The organism is Methylobacterium sp. OAE515 (assembly GCF_041806315.1).
GTDB lineage: Bacteria > Pseudomonadota > Alphaproteobacteria > Rhizobiales > Beijerinckiaceae > Methylobacterium > Methylobacterium tardum.
The window spans coordinates 1,412,226-1,428,650 of the sequence record NZ_JBGMUV010000001.1; the positions used below are offsets into that span (position 1 = coordinate 1,412,226).

General features: G+C 68.8%; 18 protein-coding genes. 8 read left to right on the forward strand and 10 right to left on the reverse strand.

The window, feature by feature from the left end:
• Positions 1-174: 174 nt before the first annotated feature.
• The 3 genes from ABIE45_RS06955 to ABIE45_RS06965 form a co-directional block, all read right to left on the reverse strand.
• On the reverse strand, positions 175-1,500 hold the full coding sequence (locus tag ABIE45_RS06955; RefSeq protein ID WP_192706034.1) for an alpha-amylase family protein: 1,326 nt from the start codon (positions 1,498-1,500) through the stop codon (positions 175-177).
• A gap of 107 nt (positions 1,501-1,607) precedes the next feature.
• Positions 1,608-2,906 (reverse strand): ammonium transporter, encoded by a 1,299-nt coding sequence (locus tag ABIE45_RS06960; protein ID WP_192706035.1) that lies wholly within the window; start codon positions 2,904-2,906, stop codon positions 1,608-1,610.
• Positions 2,907-3,156: 250 nt separating this feature from the next.
• Entirely contained in the window at positions 3,157-4,179 is a 1,023-nt protein-coding gene (locus ABIE45_RS06965) for a transporter (protein WP_192706036.1), read from the reverse strand.
• 1,026 nt (positions 4,180-5,205) lie between these two features.
• Here ABIE45_RS06965 and ABIE45_RS06970 point away from each other — a divergent pair.
• The 3 genes from ABIE45_RS06970 (at position 5,206) to ABIE45_RS06980 (ending at position 6,973) form a co-directional block, all read left to right on the forward strand.
• A complete protein-coding gene (locus ABIE45_RS06970) occupies positions 5,206-5,496 on the forward strand; it encodes a hypothetical protein (RefSeq protein ID WP_192706037.1) in 291 nt (96 codons plus the stop codon).
• Between the two features lie 183 nt (positions 5,497-5,679).
• On the forward strand, positions 5,680-6,603 hold the full coding sequence (locus ABIE45_RS06975; RefSeq protein WP_192706038.1) for a formylglycine-generating enzyme family protein: 924 nt from the start codon (positions 5,680-5,682) through the stop codon (positions 6,601-6,603).
• A gap of 19 nt (positions 6,604-6,622) precedes the next feature.
• On the forward strand, positions 6,623-6,973 hold the full coding sequence (locus tag ABIE45_RS06980; RefSeq protein ID WP_373622220.1) for a hypothetical protein: 351 nt from the start codon (positions 6,623-6,625) through the stop codon (positions 6,971-6,973).
• Positions 6,974-6,992: 19 nt separating this feature from the next.
• Here the strand turns inward: ABIE45_RS06980 and ABIE45_RS06985 are convergent, their stop codons facing one another.
• Both ABIE45_RS06985 and ABIE45_RS06990 read right to left on the reverse strand, forming a co-directional pair.
• On the reverse strand, positions 6,993-7,226 hold the full coding sequence (locus ABIE45_RS06985) for a tautomerase family protein (RefSeq protein ID WP_192706039.1): 234 nt from the start codon (positions 7,224-7,226) through the stop codon (positions 6,993-6,995).
• Positions 7,227-7,273: 47 nt separating this feature from the next.
• Positions 7,274-8,044: an SDR family oxidoreductase gene (locus ABIE45_RS06990; protein WP_192706040.1), complete on the reverse strand. Its 771-nt coding sequence runs from the start codon at positions 8,042-8,044 to the stop codon at positions 7,274-7,276.
• Positions 8,045-8,146: 102 nt separating this feature from the next.
• Here ABIE45_RS06990 and ABIE45_RS06995 point away from each other — a divergent pair, with 102 nt between their 5' ends.
• Positions 8,147-8,593 (forward strand): helix-turn-helix domain-containing protein, encoded by a 447-nt coding sequence (locus tag ABIE45_RS06995; protein WP_192706041.1) that lies wholly within the window; start codon positions 8,147-8,149, stop codon positions 8,591-8,593.
• 93 nt (positions 8,594-8,686) lie between these two features.
• On the opposite strand, the gene ABIE45_RS07000 is transcribed toward ABIE45_RS06995, so the two are convergent.
• The 5 genes from ABIE45_RS07000 to ABIE45_RS07020 all read right to left on the reverse strand — a co-directional run bounded on the left by ABIE45_RS07000 (position 8,687) and on the right by ABIE45_RS07020 (position 13,244).
• Positions 8,687-10,642, reverse strand: coding sequence for a YgiQ family radical SAM protein (locus ABIE45_RS07000; protein WP_192707299.1), 1,956 nt, complete (start codon positions 10,640-10,642; stop codon positions 8,687-8,689).
• A gap of 315 nt (positions 10,643-10,957) precedes the next feature.
• Positions 10,958-12,025 carry a phosphoesterase gene (locus tag ABIE45_RS07005; RefSeq protein ID WP_192706042.1) on the reverse strand — a complete coding sequence of 356 codons (1,068 nt, stop codon included), beginning with the start codon at positions 12,023-12,025 and terminating at the stop codon, positions 10,958-10,960.
• Positions 12,026-12,113: 88 nt separating this feature from the next.
• Positions 12,114-12,305, reverse strand: coding sequence for a hypothetical protein (locus ABIE45_RS07010; RefSeq protein ID WP_192706043.1), 192 nt, complete (start codon positions 12,303-12,305; stop codon positions 12,114-12,116).
• A 3-nt stretch (positions 12,306-12,308) separates the two neighbouring features.
• On the reverse strand, positions 12,309-12,659 hold the full coding sequence (locus ABIE45_RS07015) for a DUF3140 domain-containing protein (RefSeq protein WP_192706044.1): 351 nt from the start codon (positions 12,657-12,659) through the stop codon (positions 12,309-12,311).
• A 72-nt stretch (positions 12,660-12,731) separates the two neighbouring features.
• The gene (locus ABIE45_RS07020) at positions 12,732-13,244 is read right to left on the reverse strand and encodes a DUF892 family protein (RefSeq protein ID WP_192706045.1); all 513 of its coding nucleotides are present in this window, start codon (positions 13,242-13,244) and stop codon (positions 12,732-12,734) included.
• Positions 13,245-13,672: 428 nt separating this feature from the next.
• On the opposite strand from ABIE45_RS07020, the gene ABIE45_RS07025 reads away from it, so the two are divergent.
• The 4 genes from ABIE45_RS07025 to ABIE45_RS07040 all read left to right on the forward strand — a co-directional run bounded on the left by ABIE45_RS07025 (position 13,673) and on the right by ABIE45_RS07040 (position 16,324).
• Complete coding sequence (locus ABIE45_RS07025; RefSeq protein WP_192706046.1) at positions 13,673-14,182, forward strand: DNA polymerase ligase N-terminal domain-containing protein; 510 nt, start codon at positions 13,673-13,675, stop codon at positions 14,180-14,182.
• A gap of 14 nt (positions 14,183-14,196) precedes the next feature.
• Positions 14,197-15,336, forward strand: coding sequence for an acyl-CoA dehydrogenase family protein (locus ABIE45_RS07030; RefSeq protein WP_192706047.1), 1,140 nt, complete (start codon positions 14,197-14,199; stop codon positions 15,334-15,336).
• Positions 15,337-15,475: 139 nt separating this feature from the next.
• A complete protein-coding gene (locus ABIE45_RS07035; RefSeq protein WP_192706048.1) occupies positions 15,476-16,015 on the forward strand; it encodes a cytochrome b in 540 nt (179 codons plus the stop codon).
• A gap of 99 nt (positions 16,016-16,114) precedes the next feature.
• Positions 16,115-16,324, forward strand: a complete 210-nt coding sequence (locus ABIE45_RS07040) for a hypothetical protein (protein WP_192706049.1) — start codon at positions 16,115-16,117, stop codon at positions 16,322-16,324.
• Positions 16,325-16,425: the final 101 nt, after the last annotated feature.

Below are 16,425 nucleotides of genomic sequence, written 5' to 3' on the forward strand. Positions count from 1 at the left end.
AGGACGTCTCCTCTCGGCTCAGCGGTCCGATCGGCAACGCTGCACCTTGCCATCGTGGCAAGGTCAACCCGCTTCGTAGGCGGCGCGCTCAACGTCCAGCCACCGCATCACCCGGGCGTGATCGACGCCCCGCTCGGTTGACCGGGCTGGAGCGGGGTTCCAGCGGGCCGCTGTTCAAGCGGTCAGGATCGCCCAGCCCTGTGGGCCGAGGCTCACCCGCACGCCACCCGCGTCGCTGACGAGTTGACCCTCTCCCACCTCGATGCGCCGAGCCTCCGGTACGGGCAGCGAGACCGGCTCATCGGCGAGGTTCAGCGCGACGAACAGCGCCTGGGCCGCCTCCGTCATCGCGAGCACGAGCTGCGCGTTGGCCAGATGCACCTGCCGCGTGCGAGCGCGATGCAGCCAGGGATGACGGCGGCGCAGGGCGATGAGGCTCTGATGCAACCGGTAAATCGGCCATCCATAGGGAGCGAGTTCTGCCGGCGTCGGCGGGAACGACGGGCGGATCGCATCATCCCCACCCACCCGTTCCTCCTTGACCCCGCGGAAGGCCTGCTCGTCGCCGGCGTAGATCGAGGGCGTGCCGCCGCAGGTGAACAGGATCGCGAGCGCGTGGGGCAGGTGCCGCTCGTCCGTGAGGCGACTGGCGATGCGCGTCACATCGTGATTGCCCACGAAGGTCAGCGGCACGAAGGCATCCAGGTAGCCGTTGTGGCGCTCCAGCGCGTGGGCGAGCTCGAACAGATTGCGGTCGTTGAGGCCGCTCCAGATCGCCTTCCAGAGCTCGTATTGGGTCACGGCATCCATGCCGGTCTCCCGCACGATGCCGGTGTAGTCGCCGTGGATCACCTCGCCGACGATGTAGGCGTCCGGGTGCGCGGAGCGGACCTGGGACAGCACCTGGGCCCAGAACCGACGCGGGACCGCGTAGGCCGCGTCCAGGCGCCAGCCATCCGCGCCGCGACTGAGCCAGTGGTCCATGATCGCCGCGACGTAATCCGCCACTTGCGGCGCGTCGTGATTGAGCGTGACAAGCTGCCGATGCCCCTCGAAGCAGGCATAGTCCGGCTCGGAGCCGGGCACGGTGCCGCGCGGCCAGGACAGCTTGAACCAATTCGCCCGCTCTGCCTGCGGGCCGCGATGCAGGACCTCCTGGAAAGCCGGATGCCTGCGGCCGACGTGGTTGAACACCCCGTCGAGGAGGATGCGCAGGCCGCGTGCGTGCGCGGCCTCGATCAACGCATCGAAATCGGCATCGTCTCCGAGACGCGGATCGATCCGGAAGGGGTCGACGGTATCGTAGCCGTGGGTCGAGGCCGCGAAGATCGGCCCCAGGGCCAATCCCGAAGCGCCGAGTTCGACGGCATAGTCGAGCCAGCCGTGCAGGTGGGGCAAACGCTGCACGACCGGCGCGGCGGGCGCAGCCTCGGGCTCGGCTCCGACGAAGCCGAGTGGGAAGACTTGCCACCAGACAGTGTGTTGGATCCAGTCCGGCACCAGGCCTCCTTGCACCGCGCGCCGCGGGTGAACGTCACGCCGCCGTTAACGTTGCAGTGCCGATCCCGTTCGCTCCCACCGTCGCGAGTCGAGGGCGGGGCGTCCGATCAGGTGGTGTACTCGTAGGCGCGCTCGCCATGGCTCGCCAGGTCCAGCCCGTCATGCTCGGCCTCTTGGTCCACGCGCAGCGGGGTCACGACGCCGAGAAGCCGCGCCAGGCCGAATGTGAGGAGCCCCGACCACAGGGCGGTCACCCCGACGGCGAGCGCCTGAACCGCGAGCTGCCCCAGGACCGTGCGGCCCTCGCTCAGACCGACGCCGCCGAGATCCGGCAGCAGGAAAACCGCGAGCAGGAGCGAACCGAGAATGCCGCCCACGCCGTGCACGGCGAAGACGTCGAGGGAATCGTCGATGACGAGGCGATGCTTCACGTACAAGGTGACGAAGAAGCAGACGAGACCGCCGGCGGCCCCGATCAGCAGGGAAGCGGCCGGCGAGACGTAGCCCGCGCCCGGCGTGATCGTGGCCAGACCCGCCACGCAGCCGGTGACGATCCCGATCGAGGTGGGCTTGCGAATCTTCACCCATTCCGCCGCCGTCCACGCCATGGCGCCCGCAGCGGCCGACAGATGCGTGACCAGGATGGCATTCGCCGCGCTCGCGTCGGCGGCAAGGGCAGAGCCGCCGTTGAAGCCGAACCAGCCGACCCAGAGCATGCCAGCGCCCATCATGGTCATTCCGGGGCTGTGTGGCGGCGTCAGCGTCGTCGGGAAGCCGCGACGGCGGCCCACGAGAATGGCGAGGAGCAGGGCCGAGATTCCCGCCGTGGTGTGGACCACGACGCCGCCGGCGAAGTCGAGGGTTCCGAGCGCGGCCAGCCAGCCGCCGCCCCAGATCCAGTGCGCCACCGGGACGTAGACGAGCAGCAGCCACAGGGCCGAGAACAGGGCGACGAAGGGAAAGGCCACGCGCTCCGGGATGGCACCGATGATGAGGGCCGGCGTGATCACCGCGAAGGTCATCTGATAGAGCGCGAACACGGGCTCAGGCAGGAGCGTTCCGGTCCGCAGCGGCTCGAGATGAGCCAGGAACGCCTTGTGGAGCGTCCCGATGAGCGCCCCGTCCCCGTCGAACACGAGGCTGTAGCCGCAGATCGCCCAGAGCACGGAGGCGATGCAGCAGATCGCGAAGCACTGCATCAGCACGGACAGGACGTTCCGCGCGTGGACGAGCCCGCCGTAGAAGAGGGCGAGGCCCGGCAGAGTCATGAACAGGACGAGGGCGGAGGCAGTCAGGATCCAGGCCGTGCTGCCGCTGTCTGGCGTGGGGGCTGCCGCCAGACTGGGCGTGGCGGAAAGGACCAGGAGCGCGAGGCCGGACAGGCCCCGCGTGGAGAGCGACAACATGAGGGGCACCCTTGGGAACAGCCGCGCTCTCAAGCAGACTGCCTAGCAACTAGGCAAGCACGCGCGTGTCCCCGGCGGGGGCGGCGCCGAACAAGTTCTCGTGTGTCGCGGCCGCGATACACCCGTGACTGCGGCGCAGGATTAAGCGCGATGCGCCTCACCACGTCGTCAGAATGTGACGGGCATACCTGCGGTCGCAGGCTCCAGAGCGGTCACGGCCGGAGCGCGCGCCGGCGGCCCCGGGCGCATCTCAATATTTCACGACAACCGGCTTCGCCTCCGCGGTGGCCTTCGGCGGCGCGACCCAGAGCGGGGCCGAGATGGTCAGGTACGTCGCGGTGCCCTGGAACCGGTTCCGGACGTCGAATTCGCGATAGACCCTGACGCTCGTGGAGATGGGGATCTCACCGGCGTGAAAGGTGTAGCCGACTTGGCCGCCCAGCGACACGACCCGGCCCTTGAACGGGCCGATCCGGTCGCCGGACCCGCTGTCACCCGTCAGCTGGTCGTAGAAATAGCCGACGAGGCCGATCGACAAGTCCTTGCTCAGGTACTTCGATGCCGACCATTCCAGGTGGAACTCGGTGCCGGTCAGGTATCGCGTCGCGGGGTTGATCCAGTTGAACGTGATGCCGGGCACGATCGAGAGCTCGTAGCCGAGAACCGGGTCGAGGTAGGTGAGAGCGCCGCTGAGATCGAGGGCCGGGCGGTTCAGCGCGATGTTGGACAGCTGGCCGTTCTCGAACGAGCCGGAGGGAACGACGCCGAGCGCCGTCGCAGTCCAGTGGAAATTGCCGGCATGCCAGCCCACGAAGGACGCGAGATAGATATCGCCGACGTTGAAGACGGCATCGTGCTCGCGGCCGGCGATGATGCGGTCGATGCGCGGTGAGGACAGGACTGCGGCCGCGCTGACATCCGGCGTCCCGAACGGGATGGTGATGGAGAAGCCGAGATTGCCGCCCAGGATCTCGACCGGCGTCACCCAGATCGGCGACGCAAAGTTCGCCACGGTGGAATTCTTGACTCCCGCGGCCACGACACCGCCACCCTGGAAGACACGGTTCGCCCCCAGGTCGCCTTGATAGAAGTACGTCTCGCTCTCGAAGTAGAAGCCCGGCGGCGGCGTTACGCCCGCGAGCGGGCCGCGATTGCCGAGCACGTAGACGCCCTGCGCATATTCAGCCGCTCGGGCCTCCTCGGCGGCCATCAGGGCCGATACGCCCAGGAGAGCTGCCGCAGCCCATCGGATGGGCGTGCCGGGGCGTTGCATATCTTCAGCTCCCAAGTTTTGGCGAGGGGAATCGCTGAGACTTTAAGCAACGCTGGCACAGCATGTGCCGGTAAACAAGCGTTCGAGCGGAGCGAGGTTTTATAATGCCGGCCGTTTGATGTAATTTTGCGACACTCTCTGTGGATGAAGGCGGTTTCGATGTGACGGATACCGACCGCAATTCCATGACACTGTGTTTCGGCAGCGCACGATGGCCATCGGCTTGGATCGGGGGTCGTGGAGTTGCGCGTGCCGGAACTGATTCTTGTACATCCTGGCGCAAGACGCGCGCCTGCCAGGAAAACATTTGCGCGGACGACGTCGGCGAAAGGCGCCGTGTTTCGCGTCTGTCTCGTGCGAGGGCCGCGACTGTCCGTCTTGCGACACGCTTCGCGCGTGGGGGCATATTGGCGAGCCGGCAACGACCGGCCCATGTGCCATCCCCCTCATCCTGAGGCGCCGAAGCGTGGCGGAGGCCTCAGGATGAGGTCGCGGCGGGGATGATCCGATCCGGCGCAACGATTCGTGCCGTGTCGTCGGCCGTCCCAACGTGACCGGGAGCGGCTCTAGGACCGAGCAGTGCAGCGGATATGGACCGGCGATCTACCCGGACCCTCACGTAGCGACCATGCGAGCCATTGATGATGTTGGGTGATCGAGAGCGGATCGCGCTTCGTTTACAACCGGAATTGCGTATTAATTCTAGAGCAATCATCTCCGACCAGTGTAATTCGATTGCGGCGTGCCCCGGCTCCTCACTCTCGTTCGGCATCCGCCTGCTCACTTCCCCTTAAGTGGCGCTCTTCATGACAATCCATTTCGACGTGTCCGCTTGACACATTTGGATGTCAAATGTTTATTGTATCGGTGATCCAACAGCGAGTCGGCTGCCGATTACAAACGTGGCGCGGCGACCTATTGCTTGACGCGGAGCGTGATTTTGCCCGGACCCGAGTCGGGCCGCCTGATCCATCCCGCGTTGAGTGAGAAAGCGTATCGCGTCGAAGTCCAGCGAAGGGGCAGGCGATGTTGAAGCCGTTGGGCCTGCTGATCCTGGCACTTCCCGCCGCAACGGCTGCTTATGCCGAGGAGGTGCCGCGCTTCGACATCAAGGCAATCTGCGGCGCAGCACCGTCGATCGGTCAGAGCGCTCAGGCGACCGATCGGGGCTGCATCCATGACGAGACACAGGCTCGCACACAGCTTGAACAGCAATGGCCAGGGTTCAAGACGAACCGCCGCAACGCCTGCGTTCAGGAAGTGAGCATCGGTGGGCCGCCGAGCTACGTTGCGTTGCTGACGTGTCTTCAGATGTAGATCCTTGTGCGTCCACATGGATCAATGCAGCTGTATTCACAGTCCGTAGACTGAGAAACTTACGGATCCGCTGCTCCAACGGAAGCACGGGGGCATTTGGATGAGGAGCATGCGATGGCGGGTGCTTCGCTCTCCACGCTGGCACGACGTGTTCCCGACTCGTCTTCGAGGACCGGTGAAGGGATGATCCGTATCCCCGGCGGAACCTTCCGCATGGGGTCGAACAATCACTATCCCGAGGAAGCGCCGGCGCATCGTGTCAGCGTCGACAGCTTCTGGATCGACCCGGTCCCGGTCACCAACCGCCATTTCAAGGACTTCGTCCGCGCGACCGGCTACCGGACGGTCGCGGAGAGCCCCCCGGATCCGACACACTATCCGGGCGCGCAGCCGGAGATGCTCTATGCCGGCTCGCTGACCTTCCATCCGCCGCGTGAGCCCGGCGACACGCGCGACTGGACGCGATGGTGGACGTTTCTGCGGGGAGCGAACTGGCGGCATCCCTACGGTCCGGGGAGCTCGATCAAGGGCCTCGACGATCATCCCGTGGTGCACGTCGCGCTCCGCGACGCCGAGGCCTACGTCGCCTGGGCCGGCAAGGCCCTTCCGACCGAGGCGGAGTGGGAGTTCGCGGCCCGTGGAGGGCTGGATGGCGCGGAATACGCCTGGGGTGACGACTTCGCGCCCGCGGGACGCCGGATGGCCAACACGTGGCAAGGCGACTTCCCGCATTTCAACACCGCCACCGGGCCCGACAAACGCACGACGCCGGTCGGCGCGTTCCCCCCGAACGGCTACGGGCTCTTCGACATGATCGGCAATGTCTGGGAGTGGACGTCCGATTGGTACAGCGCGACGCATCCGGCCGAGGCCGCGAAGGCCTGCTGCATCCCCCGAAACCCGCAGGGCGGGCGCGAGGAGGACAGCGTCGACCCGCGCAATCCGCAGGTTCCGATCCCCTGCAAGGTCGTGAAGGGCGGCTCGCACCTGTGCGCGCCGAATTACTGCCGCCGCTATCGGCCGGCGGCCCGGCACGCGCAACCCGTCGACACCTCCATGAGCCATGTCGGCTTCCGGTGCATCCTGAGAGAGGGGGATCGGTCATGACGCACGCTGGCTCGGGGACATGACCAAACCCGATGTCCCCTCCATCACGAACCTGCGGCTCGACCCGTTCGAGCGGACGGGCTGGCCCGACAGTGGGACCAAGACCGGCACACAGGACTACATGAACTGGTTCCTGTACGAGGTCTGGCGCTTCACCTTCGTCCAGCAGGAGATGGAGAAGCTGGCGATGACCGCCATCGAGTTCTCGCCGATGCGGAAGGGCGCGAGCTTCAACCTCGACGCCGGGAGGCGAAAATCCAGGCCGCTCGGGCGGCGATGGCGACATGAGCCGGGCCCTCTGGGGGCAATGCGTCGGCTCCTCCCCGGAGCGGGCCGGCGGCGCGCGGCCGTTGCCGCCCGCTCTCCGTAGCGCGTGAAGAGGTGCCCCGTCAGCGCGAACGCGGCTCCAATCGCGCCTGCATCCGTCGGAGGGCCTCAAGGTCGAACACCGCGTCCGCGCGCCCGTAGCCGCCATCCACGACCTCATCGACCAGAACCATCGTGTGGGCGCGCGCGCCCTCACCGAAATACGAGACCAGCAGATCTGTCGTGCGGTGAATCAGGTCCGCCTTCTGCGCGGCGGTCATCATGCCTTGCGGGATCTTGAAGTTGGCAAACGGCATCGGCTTTCTCCGAATTGAAGCGACGAACACGGGTCGAGCGGCAGGCCTCAGCGTTGCGCCGCGCGTGCTTGGCGGGCGGCCTCGTTCAAGGTCGTCACGGCCGCATCGAAGCGGTGCTCGGCTTCGGCGTTGCGCTGAAAGGCGACGCGCTGCACGAGGATCTCGCGCGGCGTCGGCTGCTGCTGGAACAGGGTCATGACCTCGTCGATGAAGTCGGTCAGCGGCAGGTAGCCCGCGCGGGTGGACTGGCCCGGCGTCAGGTCGGTCTGCACGGCGGGGGGTACGAGTTCGATCACCTCGACCCGGTCCTTCAGAACCTCGCGCAGCGAGACCGTGTAGCTGTGGATGGCCGCCTTCGTCGCCGAGTAGGTCGGGGTCGCCGTCAGCGGCACGAAGGCCAGGCCCGAGGACACGTTGATCAGCGCCGCATCGGGGCGCCCGACCAGATGCCCGATCAGGGCGTCGGTCAGCCGGATCGGGCCGAGCAGGTTGGTGGTGATCGTCGCCTCGGCGTCCGCGAGGTCTCGGGCCCGATCCAGCGCCTCGAAGCGCATGATCCCGGCGTTGTTGATCACCACGTTCAGGGCCGGGTGCTCGGCAATGACCCGCTGGGCGAACGCCGCGATGTCGCCGGCATCCGCAATGTCGAGCGGCATCGCGTGCAGGCCCGGCCGGCCGGCGGTGACCCGTTCCAAGGCCTCCAGCCGGCGGCCGGCGACGATGACATTGTTGCCCAGATCGTGGAAGCGGTGCGCGAGCGCGGCTCCGATCCCCGACCCGCCTCCGGTAATGAGGATTGTGTTGCCCGAGGTTTTCATGACGGCGACCTCCGTTGTTGTCGCCGCAGAGGGTATGGATCACACTCTCCAGCCTGAAGTAGGCACCGAAAAGATTTGTACTTACCGAAAGGAGAGTGTCGGATGCGCAGGGCCGCCCCGGATCCCGCGATCGAGGCACAGCGGCGCGGGCCGATCCCGGACGATGTCGACCCGGCGATCGAGGCGCTGGTGAACGACATCATCGCAAAGGTGGCCGACAAGTGGACCATGCTGGTCCTCGAAGCCCTGGACGAGCACGGGACCCTCCGGTTCACGCAACTCGGCAAGGCCGTGGGCCGGATCAGCCAGAAGATGCTGACGCAGACGGTCCGGCAGATGGAACGCGACGGTCTCGTGCGGCGCAGGGTCCACCCGGTGATCCCGCCGCGTGTGGATTACACGCTGACGCCGCTGGGCCAGAGCCTGGGAGCTGCGTTCTGCGGTGTGTGGATCTGGGCCGAGACGCACCACGCCGAGGTCGAGCGAGCCCGTCGGGCATTCGCGGCCGCCGAAGCGTCGGACCCGACCGCCGGCGCTGAGACGCCGTGACCGGTCCAGGCGGCAAGAGGCGTGAGGCCGTAGAGGAGCGACCGAGGTCGGAAGCCGGCCTCGGATTGCCTGTTCATCAGACGCGCGAGACCGTCACTTGCGCAGCGGCACGCCCTTCGTGGTGAAGCGCTGGCCGCCGCCCGGACGGTACACCGGTCGCGGCTGGCCGCCCGTCCGGCCCGCCCCCGCGCCGGTTCCCGGCGGCTGCGAGAACGGCACGAGCTGGTCCGGCCGCGGCCCGATCAGATCGGCGCGGCCCATCTCCCGCAGCGCCTCGCGCAGCAGGGGCCAGTTCTCGGGGTCGTGGTAGCGCAGGAACGCCTTGTGCAGCCGGCGCTGGCGCAGCCCCTTGATCGCCTCGACCGGCTCGCTGCCGCCGCGCCGCACGCCCCGCAGGGTGTTGATCTCGGTGTGGTACATGGCGGTGGCGGTCGCCATCGGCGAGGGCAGGAACGTCTGGACCTGGTCAGCGCGGTAGTCGTTCTTCTTGAGCCAGAGCGCGAGGTGCATCATGTCCTCGTCGGTCGTCCCCGGATGCGCCGCGATGAAGTACGGGATCAGGTAGTACTTCTTGCCCGCCTCCTTGGCGGCGGCGTCGAACATCTCCTTGAAGCGGTCGTAGGTGCCGATCCCCGGCTTCATCATCTTGTCGAGGGGGCCGCGCTCGGTGTGCTCGGGCGCGATCTTCAGGCGGCCGCCGACGTGGTGGGTGACGAGCTCCTTGATGTATTCGGGGCTCTTCACCGCGAGGTCGTAGCGCACGCCCGAGGCGACCATCACCTTCTTGACGCCCTTCACCTCGCGGACCTTGCGGTAGAGCCGGATCAGGTCGTCGTGCGAGGTGTTCAGGTTCGGGCAGACGTCCGGGAAGACGCAGGAGGGCAGCCGGCACGCCGCCTCGATCTTCGGGTCCTTGCAGGCCATCCGGTACATGTTCGCCGTCGGGCCGCCGACATCCGAGATCACGCCCGTGAAGCCCGGCGTCTTGTCGCGGATCCGCTCGATCTCGCGCAGGATCGAGCCCTCCGAGCGGTTCTGGATGACGCGGCCCTCGTGCTCGGTGATCGAGCAGAAGGTGCAGCCGCCGAAGCAGCCGCGCATGATCGTCACCGAGAACTTGATCATGTCCCAGGCGGGGATCTTCGCGTCGCCGTAGGACGGGTGCGGGGCGCGGGCGTAGGGCAGGTCGTAGACCGCGTCCATCTCGTCGCTGGTCAGCGGGATCGGCGGCGGGTTCAGCCACAGGTCGCGGTCGCCGTGGCGCTGGACGAGCGGGCGCGCGTTGCCGGGATTGGCCTCCCGGTGCAGCACGCGCGAGGCGCGGGCGTAGGCCTCCTTGTCGTCCTTGACCTCGTCGTAGGCGGGCAGCCGGATCACGGTCTCGCCCGGCCGGCGGGTGGCGGCCTCGTCCGTCGAGTCGAGGTCGTCGGCGGGCAGCTCGGTGTAGTGGGCGGGCACGCGGCGGAACAGGGCGACGCCCCGGATCGCGTCGAGCTGGTGCGGTGCCTCGCCGGCCGCGAGGCGGTTGGCCACCTCGACCACGGCGCGCTCGGCGTTGCCGTAGATCAGCAGGTCCGCCTTGGCGTCCGCCAGGATCGAGCGGCGCACCTTGTCGGACCAGTAATCGTAGTGGGCGATCCGGCGCAGCGACGCCTCGATGCCGCCGAGCACGACCGGCACGTCCTTGAAGGCCTCGCGGCAGCGCTGCGTGTAGACGATGGTGCAGCGGTCCGGGCGCCGGCCGCCCTCGCCGCCGGCCGTGTAGGCGTCGTCGTGGCGCAGCCGCCGGTCCGCCGTGTAGCGGTTCACCATCGAATCGAGGTTGCCGCCGGTGACGCCGAAGAACAGGTTCGGCTTGCCGAGCGCCTTGAACGGCTCCGCCGACTGCCAGTCGGGCTGGGCGATGATGCCGACCCGGAAGCCCTGCGATTCGAGCAGCCGGCCGATGATGGCCATGCCGAAGCTCGGGTGGTCTACGTAGGCGTCGCCAGTCACCAGCACGATGTCGCAGGACTCCCACCCGAGCGCCGTCATCTCGGCGCGGCTCATCGGCAGGAACGGTGCCGCCTTTCCGGTCGAGGGCTTGCAGGCGAACGACGCTACGGCGGGTGTGGCGGAGGCTTGGAGGTCCATGGCGCCCATGCATAGGCCGTCGGAACCGCGATCTCAACGAAGGGGAGGGGAGGGCCAAGCCGCGCGAGCGCGTCGAAGCGGCTGAGGCGTCTTGTCTGGCTGCACCAGAAATCGCGCTGGTAAGCGGCTATGCGTCGTCAAGGATCGACGTGGTCCCGCATGTCCGTTCACAGCTCTCCGGAGCGGACCAGCGGCGTTCGGCCACATCGGGACGCCCGGCCGCAGCCCCGCTCACGGGGCCCGGGCTTCCGGTCCGAAGCCGAGATCGGTCACGAAGCGGTTCCAGGTCTCGACGCGGACTTGGCCGCCGGTGGCGCGTCGATGCCCCTGGGCGAACTGGTCGTCCGGCCCGAGCGGCGGTGCGCGGTCCTGGAGGAACGTGATCAGGTCCGGCTCGGACGCGCTGCGCGCGGCGAAATGCACGAAGCCGGTGCGGAACGACGCATTCGCGCCGATCACCACCTGCCGGCGCAGGCGGCCGGTCCACGATTGCGCGACGAGCGGATGGATCTGGCACGGGGAGTCGCAGCGGATCAGGGCGACCGGACCGGCGAAGAGCGGCGGGATGCGGCGCGCGGCATCGAGCGCGGCCTTCACCTCGGAACGCGCCTCGCGCAGAGATTCGGCCGCCGGAGCGGTCCCGGTGACGATCTCCGCCGGACCAGAGGCACGAAGGAGCAGCAACAGGGCGGCCCTCGCATCGCCCGAGGCCGTGCGCCGCGGCGCGTTGACGAGGCTCACGGCCTCGCGCAGCGCCTTGACGGTGTAGGATTTGCGCAGCGGACCCATGATCTCGGGGAAGTCGCTGCTCGCGTTGCGCTCGCCGAGATCGCCGACGAGCCCGATCCCGGCAAGCCACGCGAGATCGTCCGCAGGGCCCAGGGCTGTCGCGCAGGCCAGTGCGAGGAGACTGGAGGTGGGGATCGGCGCGTCCGCGTGGCCGCTGATCACCGTGGCCGCGTCGGCTTCGGGCCAGGAGCGCGGCACGTGATGATCCACCAGCACCGTCGGCACGCCCGGCAGGATCGGTTCGGCCTGGACGCCGAGATCGGCAACCACGAGGCCGCCGGGCGTCTGGGCCGCGAGCTCGTCGCGGAGGGCGGCCGACCACGGGGACTCGCCGCGGCCGATGATGCGGACCCGGGTCTCGCTGTGCCCGGCGCGCATGAGGGCTCGGGCCAGGAGGGCACCCGCCGACAGGCCGTCCGCGTCATCGTGGCAGAGGACCACCGGTGCGCCCGGTCCGAAGTGTGCGGCGAGGCGGGCGAAGGCGGCTCCGTGCGCTGCGAGGGCGGTCACGACGGCCCGGCCGCCGCTGGACGCGGGCGTATCCCGGCCGCCAGCGCGGGCCGGCCGGCCACACCCTGCGGCGGGCTGTCGGCCCGCGTCATGCGCGCGCCGCCGCGCCGAACGCCTGAAGGGCGGCCTCACCCGCGTCCTGCGCGTCCTCGGGCGAGGCGTACGCCTCCGGCGAGACCCGGATCGACACGCCGTCGGCGTCCGTCAGGTGCCAGCGGAACCGCGCGCCGCCGTCGCCGCAGGATTCGACGGTGACGGCGATGGGCGTCGGATCGTCCATGGCTCAGGCCGCCTTCAGGGGGTCGTGGCCCCAGTTCATCAGAGACAGCCGCCAGGGCGAATCCTTCACCTCATCCTTGTCCTTCGGGCCGCCCTGCTTCAGGTGCCGGTGCACGTAGCCGATCACCTTGCGCATGTGCCGGTAATCCTCGTCCGACAGCTCGGATTTCTTCTTGTGCAGCATCGCGACGATGTGGCGCCCCTCCACGTGGCCCGTCGCTTCGCCCCCATCCTTCTTCTGGCCGACCGATTGGCTGGCCTCGCTCGCGAGATGCTTCTCCAGGGCGGAGGCCGTCATGTTCACGACCTCCTTGAACTCCTTGTAGGTCGTCGCGTGATCGTCCGTCTCGGCCATGGGTCACCCTCCAATGGTGGGATGGGCGGCCCCGCAGGCGCGGCCGCCCCGACAACTAGGATCGACTGCGGATCAGCTGTCGGCCTTGCCGCCGGCGAGCGTCAGGTCGAGGTAGGTCCGGGTCACCGGCTCGATGAGCGCGGCGATCTCCTCGGCCGCCTTCGTCTCCTCCTCGACCGCCGCGCGGAAGGATGAGGCCTGGTCCGACTTGCCGGCCCGCTCCGCGATGACCGCCAACGAGCGATAGGCGGCGATCTGGTCGTACTGGTAGGCGTATCCGGCGTAGAGGTTCTTCAGCGTCTCGTCCTGCGCCGTCGCATGGACCGCGGCTCCGATCGAGCCGGCGACGCTCGTGACCGTCTCCTTCAGCGTGGATGCGCTCGCGCCGATGCCCTCCAGCGCCCGGTCCAGACGGGCCAGCTGTCCCTTCGTGGTCTCGGCATGCCGGCGCAGCACGGCGGCGTAATCCGGGTACCGCTCCAAGCCGGAGAGCTGCCGCTCGATCTGTTCCAGGCCCTGCTTCTCCAAGGCGCGCGTGTTCCGCAGCGCTCCGGCGTAGATCGTGCCGATATCTGTGCTAGCCATGCTTTCGAAGCTCCAGGTTCGTTTCGGGTTCGTCGGCAAACGTCGATGGCGATCCCCGTTTCCAGTCGAAGGCTGCGACGTAAACGCCGCCCACCGGCGCGGGATGACGGTTCTGCTTGGCGCGTTTGTTTCAGGGCGTGTTCGCCACCACGAAGATTTCCTCGGGCCTGTCGTTCATTCAAATGGATCTCTGGAAGGCTCGCGAATGCCACGGTTGTCCTGAGGCCCGGTCGTTTTGGTCGCAGCGTGGCCCAGGAAAATTCGGGCTTGCCTTAAGTTGGTTTTCGGGGTCGCCAGGCAGTCTGGTGCGGCTGTCGGAGGCTGTCGCGACATGAAAACCGAGAACGCCTGCCGAGGCCGGGACCAGGGACCGTCGCCAAAGGGGGAGACCGCCATCCCGGTTCGGGATCGGGTCGGGCGGGCCGACCATGTCTGACCCAGGGGTCCTGGCCTACCGCGTGCAGAAGCACGCGGCCCGCCGGCTGCACTACGACTTCCGGCTGCAGGTCGGCGGGGTCCTCAAGAGCTGGGCGGTCGCGCGCGGGCCGAGCCTCGTCGCGGGCGAACGCCGCCTCGCCGTCGCTGTCGAGGATCACGGCCTGGACTACGCGGACTACGAGGGCGTGATCGCGCCGGGCCAGTATGGTGCGGGCACCGTGCTGCTCTGGGACCGGGGGACCTGGGAGCCGGAGGGCGATCCGGACGCGGCACTGGACTCGGGGTCGCTCGCCTTCACCCTGCATGGGCAGAAGCTGACCGGTCGCTGGCGTCTCATGCGGATGCGGCCGAAGCCGCGGGAGCGCCAGGTCTCGTGGCTGCTGGTGAAGTCCCACGACGGGGCGGCCCGCGCGGCCGGCGAGCCCGACATCTTGGAGGAAGCGCCGCGATCGGTCCTGACCGGACGCACGGTCGAGGATATCGCCGCTGCGGTGGCCTAATGGGGGGAAGGCGCATGGACCAGAGGACTCCGATCAACCTGGCCTTCGACGCCGTCGCGGTCGCGCGACAAGCGTCGATCACTGCGGCCGAGCGCGCCGGCGCCCAGGACCGCGACGACGGCTTTCCGGCCGAGGATGTCGCCGACCTCGCCCAATGCGGCCTGCTCGCCGCGCCGGTTCCGTCCAGCGACGGTGGGGTCGGGCTCGGCGAGGAGCCGGGCGCGCGCAAGCTCGCGGCGGTGCTGCGGCTCGTCGGGTACGGCAGCCTGGCGCTGGGGCGCCTCTACGAGGGCCACGTCAACGCGCTCCAGCTCGTGGCGCGCTACGGCGCCCCCGCGCAGCAGGCACGCCTGTTCGCCGATGCGCGCGCGGGGCACCTGTTCGGAGTCTGGAATACCAACCGGCCAGGCGACAGCCTGCGCCTGGGAGAGGATGGCCGGCTCCGGGGCGTGAAGGCCTTCGCGTCGGGGGCCGGTTATGTCACCCGCGCCCTCGTGACGGTCACGCGGGAGCCGGATGCGGCGTCGCTAATGCTGGTCGTGCCCCTGGAGCCCGGCAGCCGCGCCGATCTGACCGGCTGGCGCGCGCACGGCATGCGCGCCTCCGCCACCGGCACCGTCGATTTCGAGGACATCGCCGTCGGCGCGGACGCGATCCTCGGCGGGCGGGACGATTACCAGCGCCAACCGACCTTCTCGAGCGGGGCCTGGCGGTTCGCGGCCGTGCAGTTCGGCGGCATCGAGGCCGTGTTCGATGCGTGGCGCGCCCACCTCGGCGCAACCGGTCGTGGCGGCGATCCCCATCAGCGCGCGCGGCTCGGCGAGGGTGCCATCGCGGTCGAGGGTGCTCGACACTGGATCGAGCGCGCCGCCCGGATCGTCGCGGAGAACGACCTTCCGCCCGAGCGCGTCGTCGCCTTCGTCAACCTGACCCGGCTCGCCGTGGAGAAGGCCGGGCTCGACGTGCTGCAACTCGCTCAGCGGTCCGTCGGCCTGCAGGGTTTCCTGCGGTCCCATCCCCTGGAGCGCCTGTCCCGCGACCTCGCGACCTACCTGCGCCAGCCTGCGCCGGACGGTGCGCTCACCAGCGCGGCCGAAGAGATCCTGCGGGTGGGCGGCGCGGCGGAGCACCTGTGGGCCGGAGGCGCGGAATGAGCCGGGCCGCCGCACCGCCACCGGGCGAGAGCGTCACGCACCGCGCCGTGCGCGGCGCGCATGCAATGCTGCCCGCCTACGGACGAGCCACAACGGACCACACGCGGCGCCACGGGCGCGTCGGCCAGGAAGGCCCATCATGCGGATGAACGGCTGGCTCGACACGCCGCAGCGCTACGGCCGGATCAGCCGGGCGTTCCACTGGCTCATGGCCGCGCTCTTCGCTTGGCAATTCGCCGGCGCGCTCCTCTACGTCGCGATCGGCGACACGGCCCTGACACGCTTCGTCGGCGGCAGCCACTTCACCCTCGGCTTCACCCTTTTCGTCCTCGTGCTCCTGCGCGGCCTCTGGGGGCTTGCGAACGTGGCGCGCAGACCGCCGCATCCCGGACGCCTGGGGCGTGCCGCGGTGGCCGGTCACGCGTTCATCTATCTACTGATGGTCCTCACGCCGGGCCTCGCCCTGCTCCGCCAGTACGGCTCCGGCAAGCCGTTCACGCCCTACGGCCTTCCTCTGATGCCGGGGCGGGACACGAAGATCGCCTGGATGGTGGCTCCGGGCGATCTCCTCCATCACTGGCTCGGCTTCACCCTGCTGGTCGTCGTGCTCGGGCATGCCGCCATGGCGCTGATCCATCGCCGGGTGCGGCAGGAGGACGTGCTGGCCCGGATGGCCTGACGCGGCTCGCACGGCACCGCGCGGTCGCCCGCAGGAACTTCGATCGCCGGCGATGCTTTGCTCGACGCGCGGGCACCCCGCCCGGCGGCGAGGTCCGTCATGTCGAGCGACACCGAAAAGCACCACGCCCTTCTCAGCGCGCTGAGAGCGGCCCAGGGCAAGGGCGACGGCAGCTTCGAGCAGGCCGTGACCGATGCGTTCGCGCACGTCTTCGAACATCTGAGCCGGCTCAACAATCACGTCTCGCTCGGTGGTCCCGACGGCGAGGACCGGCACCTGAAGCCGGGCGAGTCGCCGACCCTGCGCTAGCATCTTCGAGGCGGGACCAATCCTAGCCCTCTGAACAAGCCGGCCGCAGCGAAGGCGAAGAGGCGTGTCCGGACGCGCCCGCCGCGAACCGGCCGTGGCTG

Excerpts from the sequence above, each read along its gene's own strand:
- ABIE45_RS06960 (WP_192706035.1), bottom strand. The coding sequence starts at position 2,906 with ATGTTGTCGCTCTCCACGCGGGGCCTGTCCGGCCTCGCGCTCCTGGTC.
- ABIE45_RS06965 (WP_192706036.1), bottom strand. The coding sequence starts at position 4,179 with ATGCAACGCCCCGGCACGCCCATCCGATGGGCTGCGGCAGCTCTCCTG.
- ABIE45_RS06970 (WP_192706037.1), top strand. The coding sequence starts at position 5,206 with ATGTTGAAGCCGTTGGGCCTGCTGATCCTGGCACTTCCCGCCGCAACG.
- ABIE45_RS06975 (WP_192706038.1), top strand. The coding sequence starts at position 5,680 with ATGATCCGTATCCCCGGCGGAACCTTCCGCATGGGGTCGAACAATCAC.
- ABIE45_RS06980 (WP_373622220.1), top strand. The coding sequence starts at position 6,623 with ATGACCAAACCCGATGTCCCCTCCATCACGAACCTGCGGCTCGACCCG.
- ABIE45_RS06985 (WP_192706039.1), bottom strand. The coding sequence starts at position 7,226 with ATGCCGTTTGCCAACTTCAAGATCCCGCAAGGCATGATGACCGCCGCG.
- ABIE45_RS06990 (WP_192706040.1), bottom strand. The coding sequence starts at position 8,044 with ATGAAAACCTCGGGCAACACAATCCTCATTACCGGAGGCGGGTCGGGG.
- ABIE45_RS06995 (WP_192706041.1), top strand. The coding sequence starts at position 8,147 with ATGCGCAGGGCCGCCCCGGATCCCGCGATCGAGGCACAGCGGCGCGGG.
- ABIE45_RS07000 (WP_192707299.1), bottom strand. The coding sequence starts at position 10,642 with ATGAGCCGCGCCGAGATGACGGCGCTCGGGTGGGAGTCCTGCGACATC.
- ABIE45_RS07010 (WP_192706043.1), bottom strand. The coding sequence starts at position 12,305 with ATGGACGATCCGACGCCCATCGCCGTCACCGTCGAATCCTGCGGCGAC.
- ABIE45_RS07015 (WP_192706044.1), bottom strand. The coding sequence starts at position 12,659 with ATGGCCGAGACGGACGATCACGCGACGACCTACAAGGAGTTCAAGGAG.
- ABIE45_RS07020 (WP_192706045.1), bottom strand. The coding sequence starts at position 13,244 with ATGGCTAGCACAGATATCGGCACGATCTACGCCGGAGCGCTGCGGAAC.
- ABIE45_RS07025 (WP_192706046.1), top strand. The coding sequence starts at position 13,673 with ATGTCTGACCCAGGGGTCCTGGCCTACCGCGTGCAGAAGCACGCGGCC.
- ABIE45_RS07030 (WP_192706047.1), top strand. The coding sequence starts at position 14,197 with ATGGACCAGAGGACTCCGATCAACCTGGCCTTCGACGCCGTCGCGGTC.
- ABIE45_RS07035 (WP_192706048.1), top strand. The coding sequence starts at position 15,476 with ATGCGGATGAACGGCTGGCTCGACACGCCGCAGCGCTACGGCCGGATC.
- ABIE45_RS07040 (WP_192706049.1), top strand. The coding sequence starts at position 16,115 with ATGTCGAGCGACACCGAAAAGCACCACGCCCTTCTCAGCGCGCTGAGA.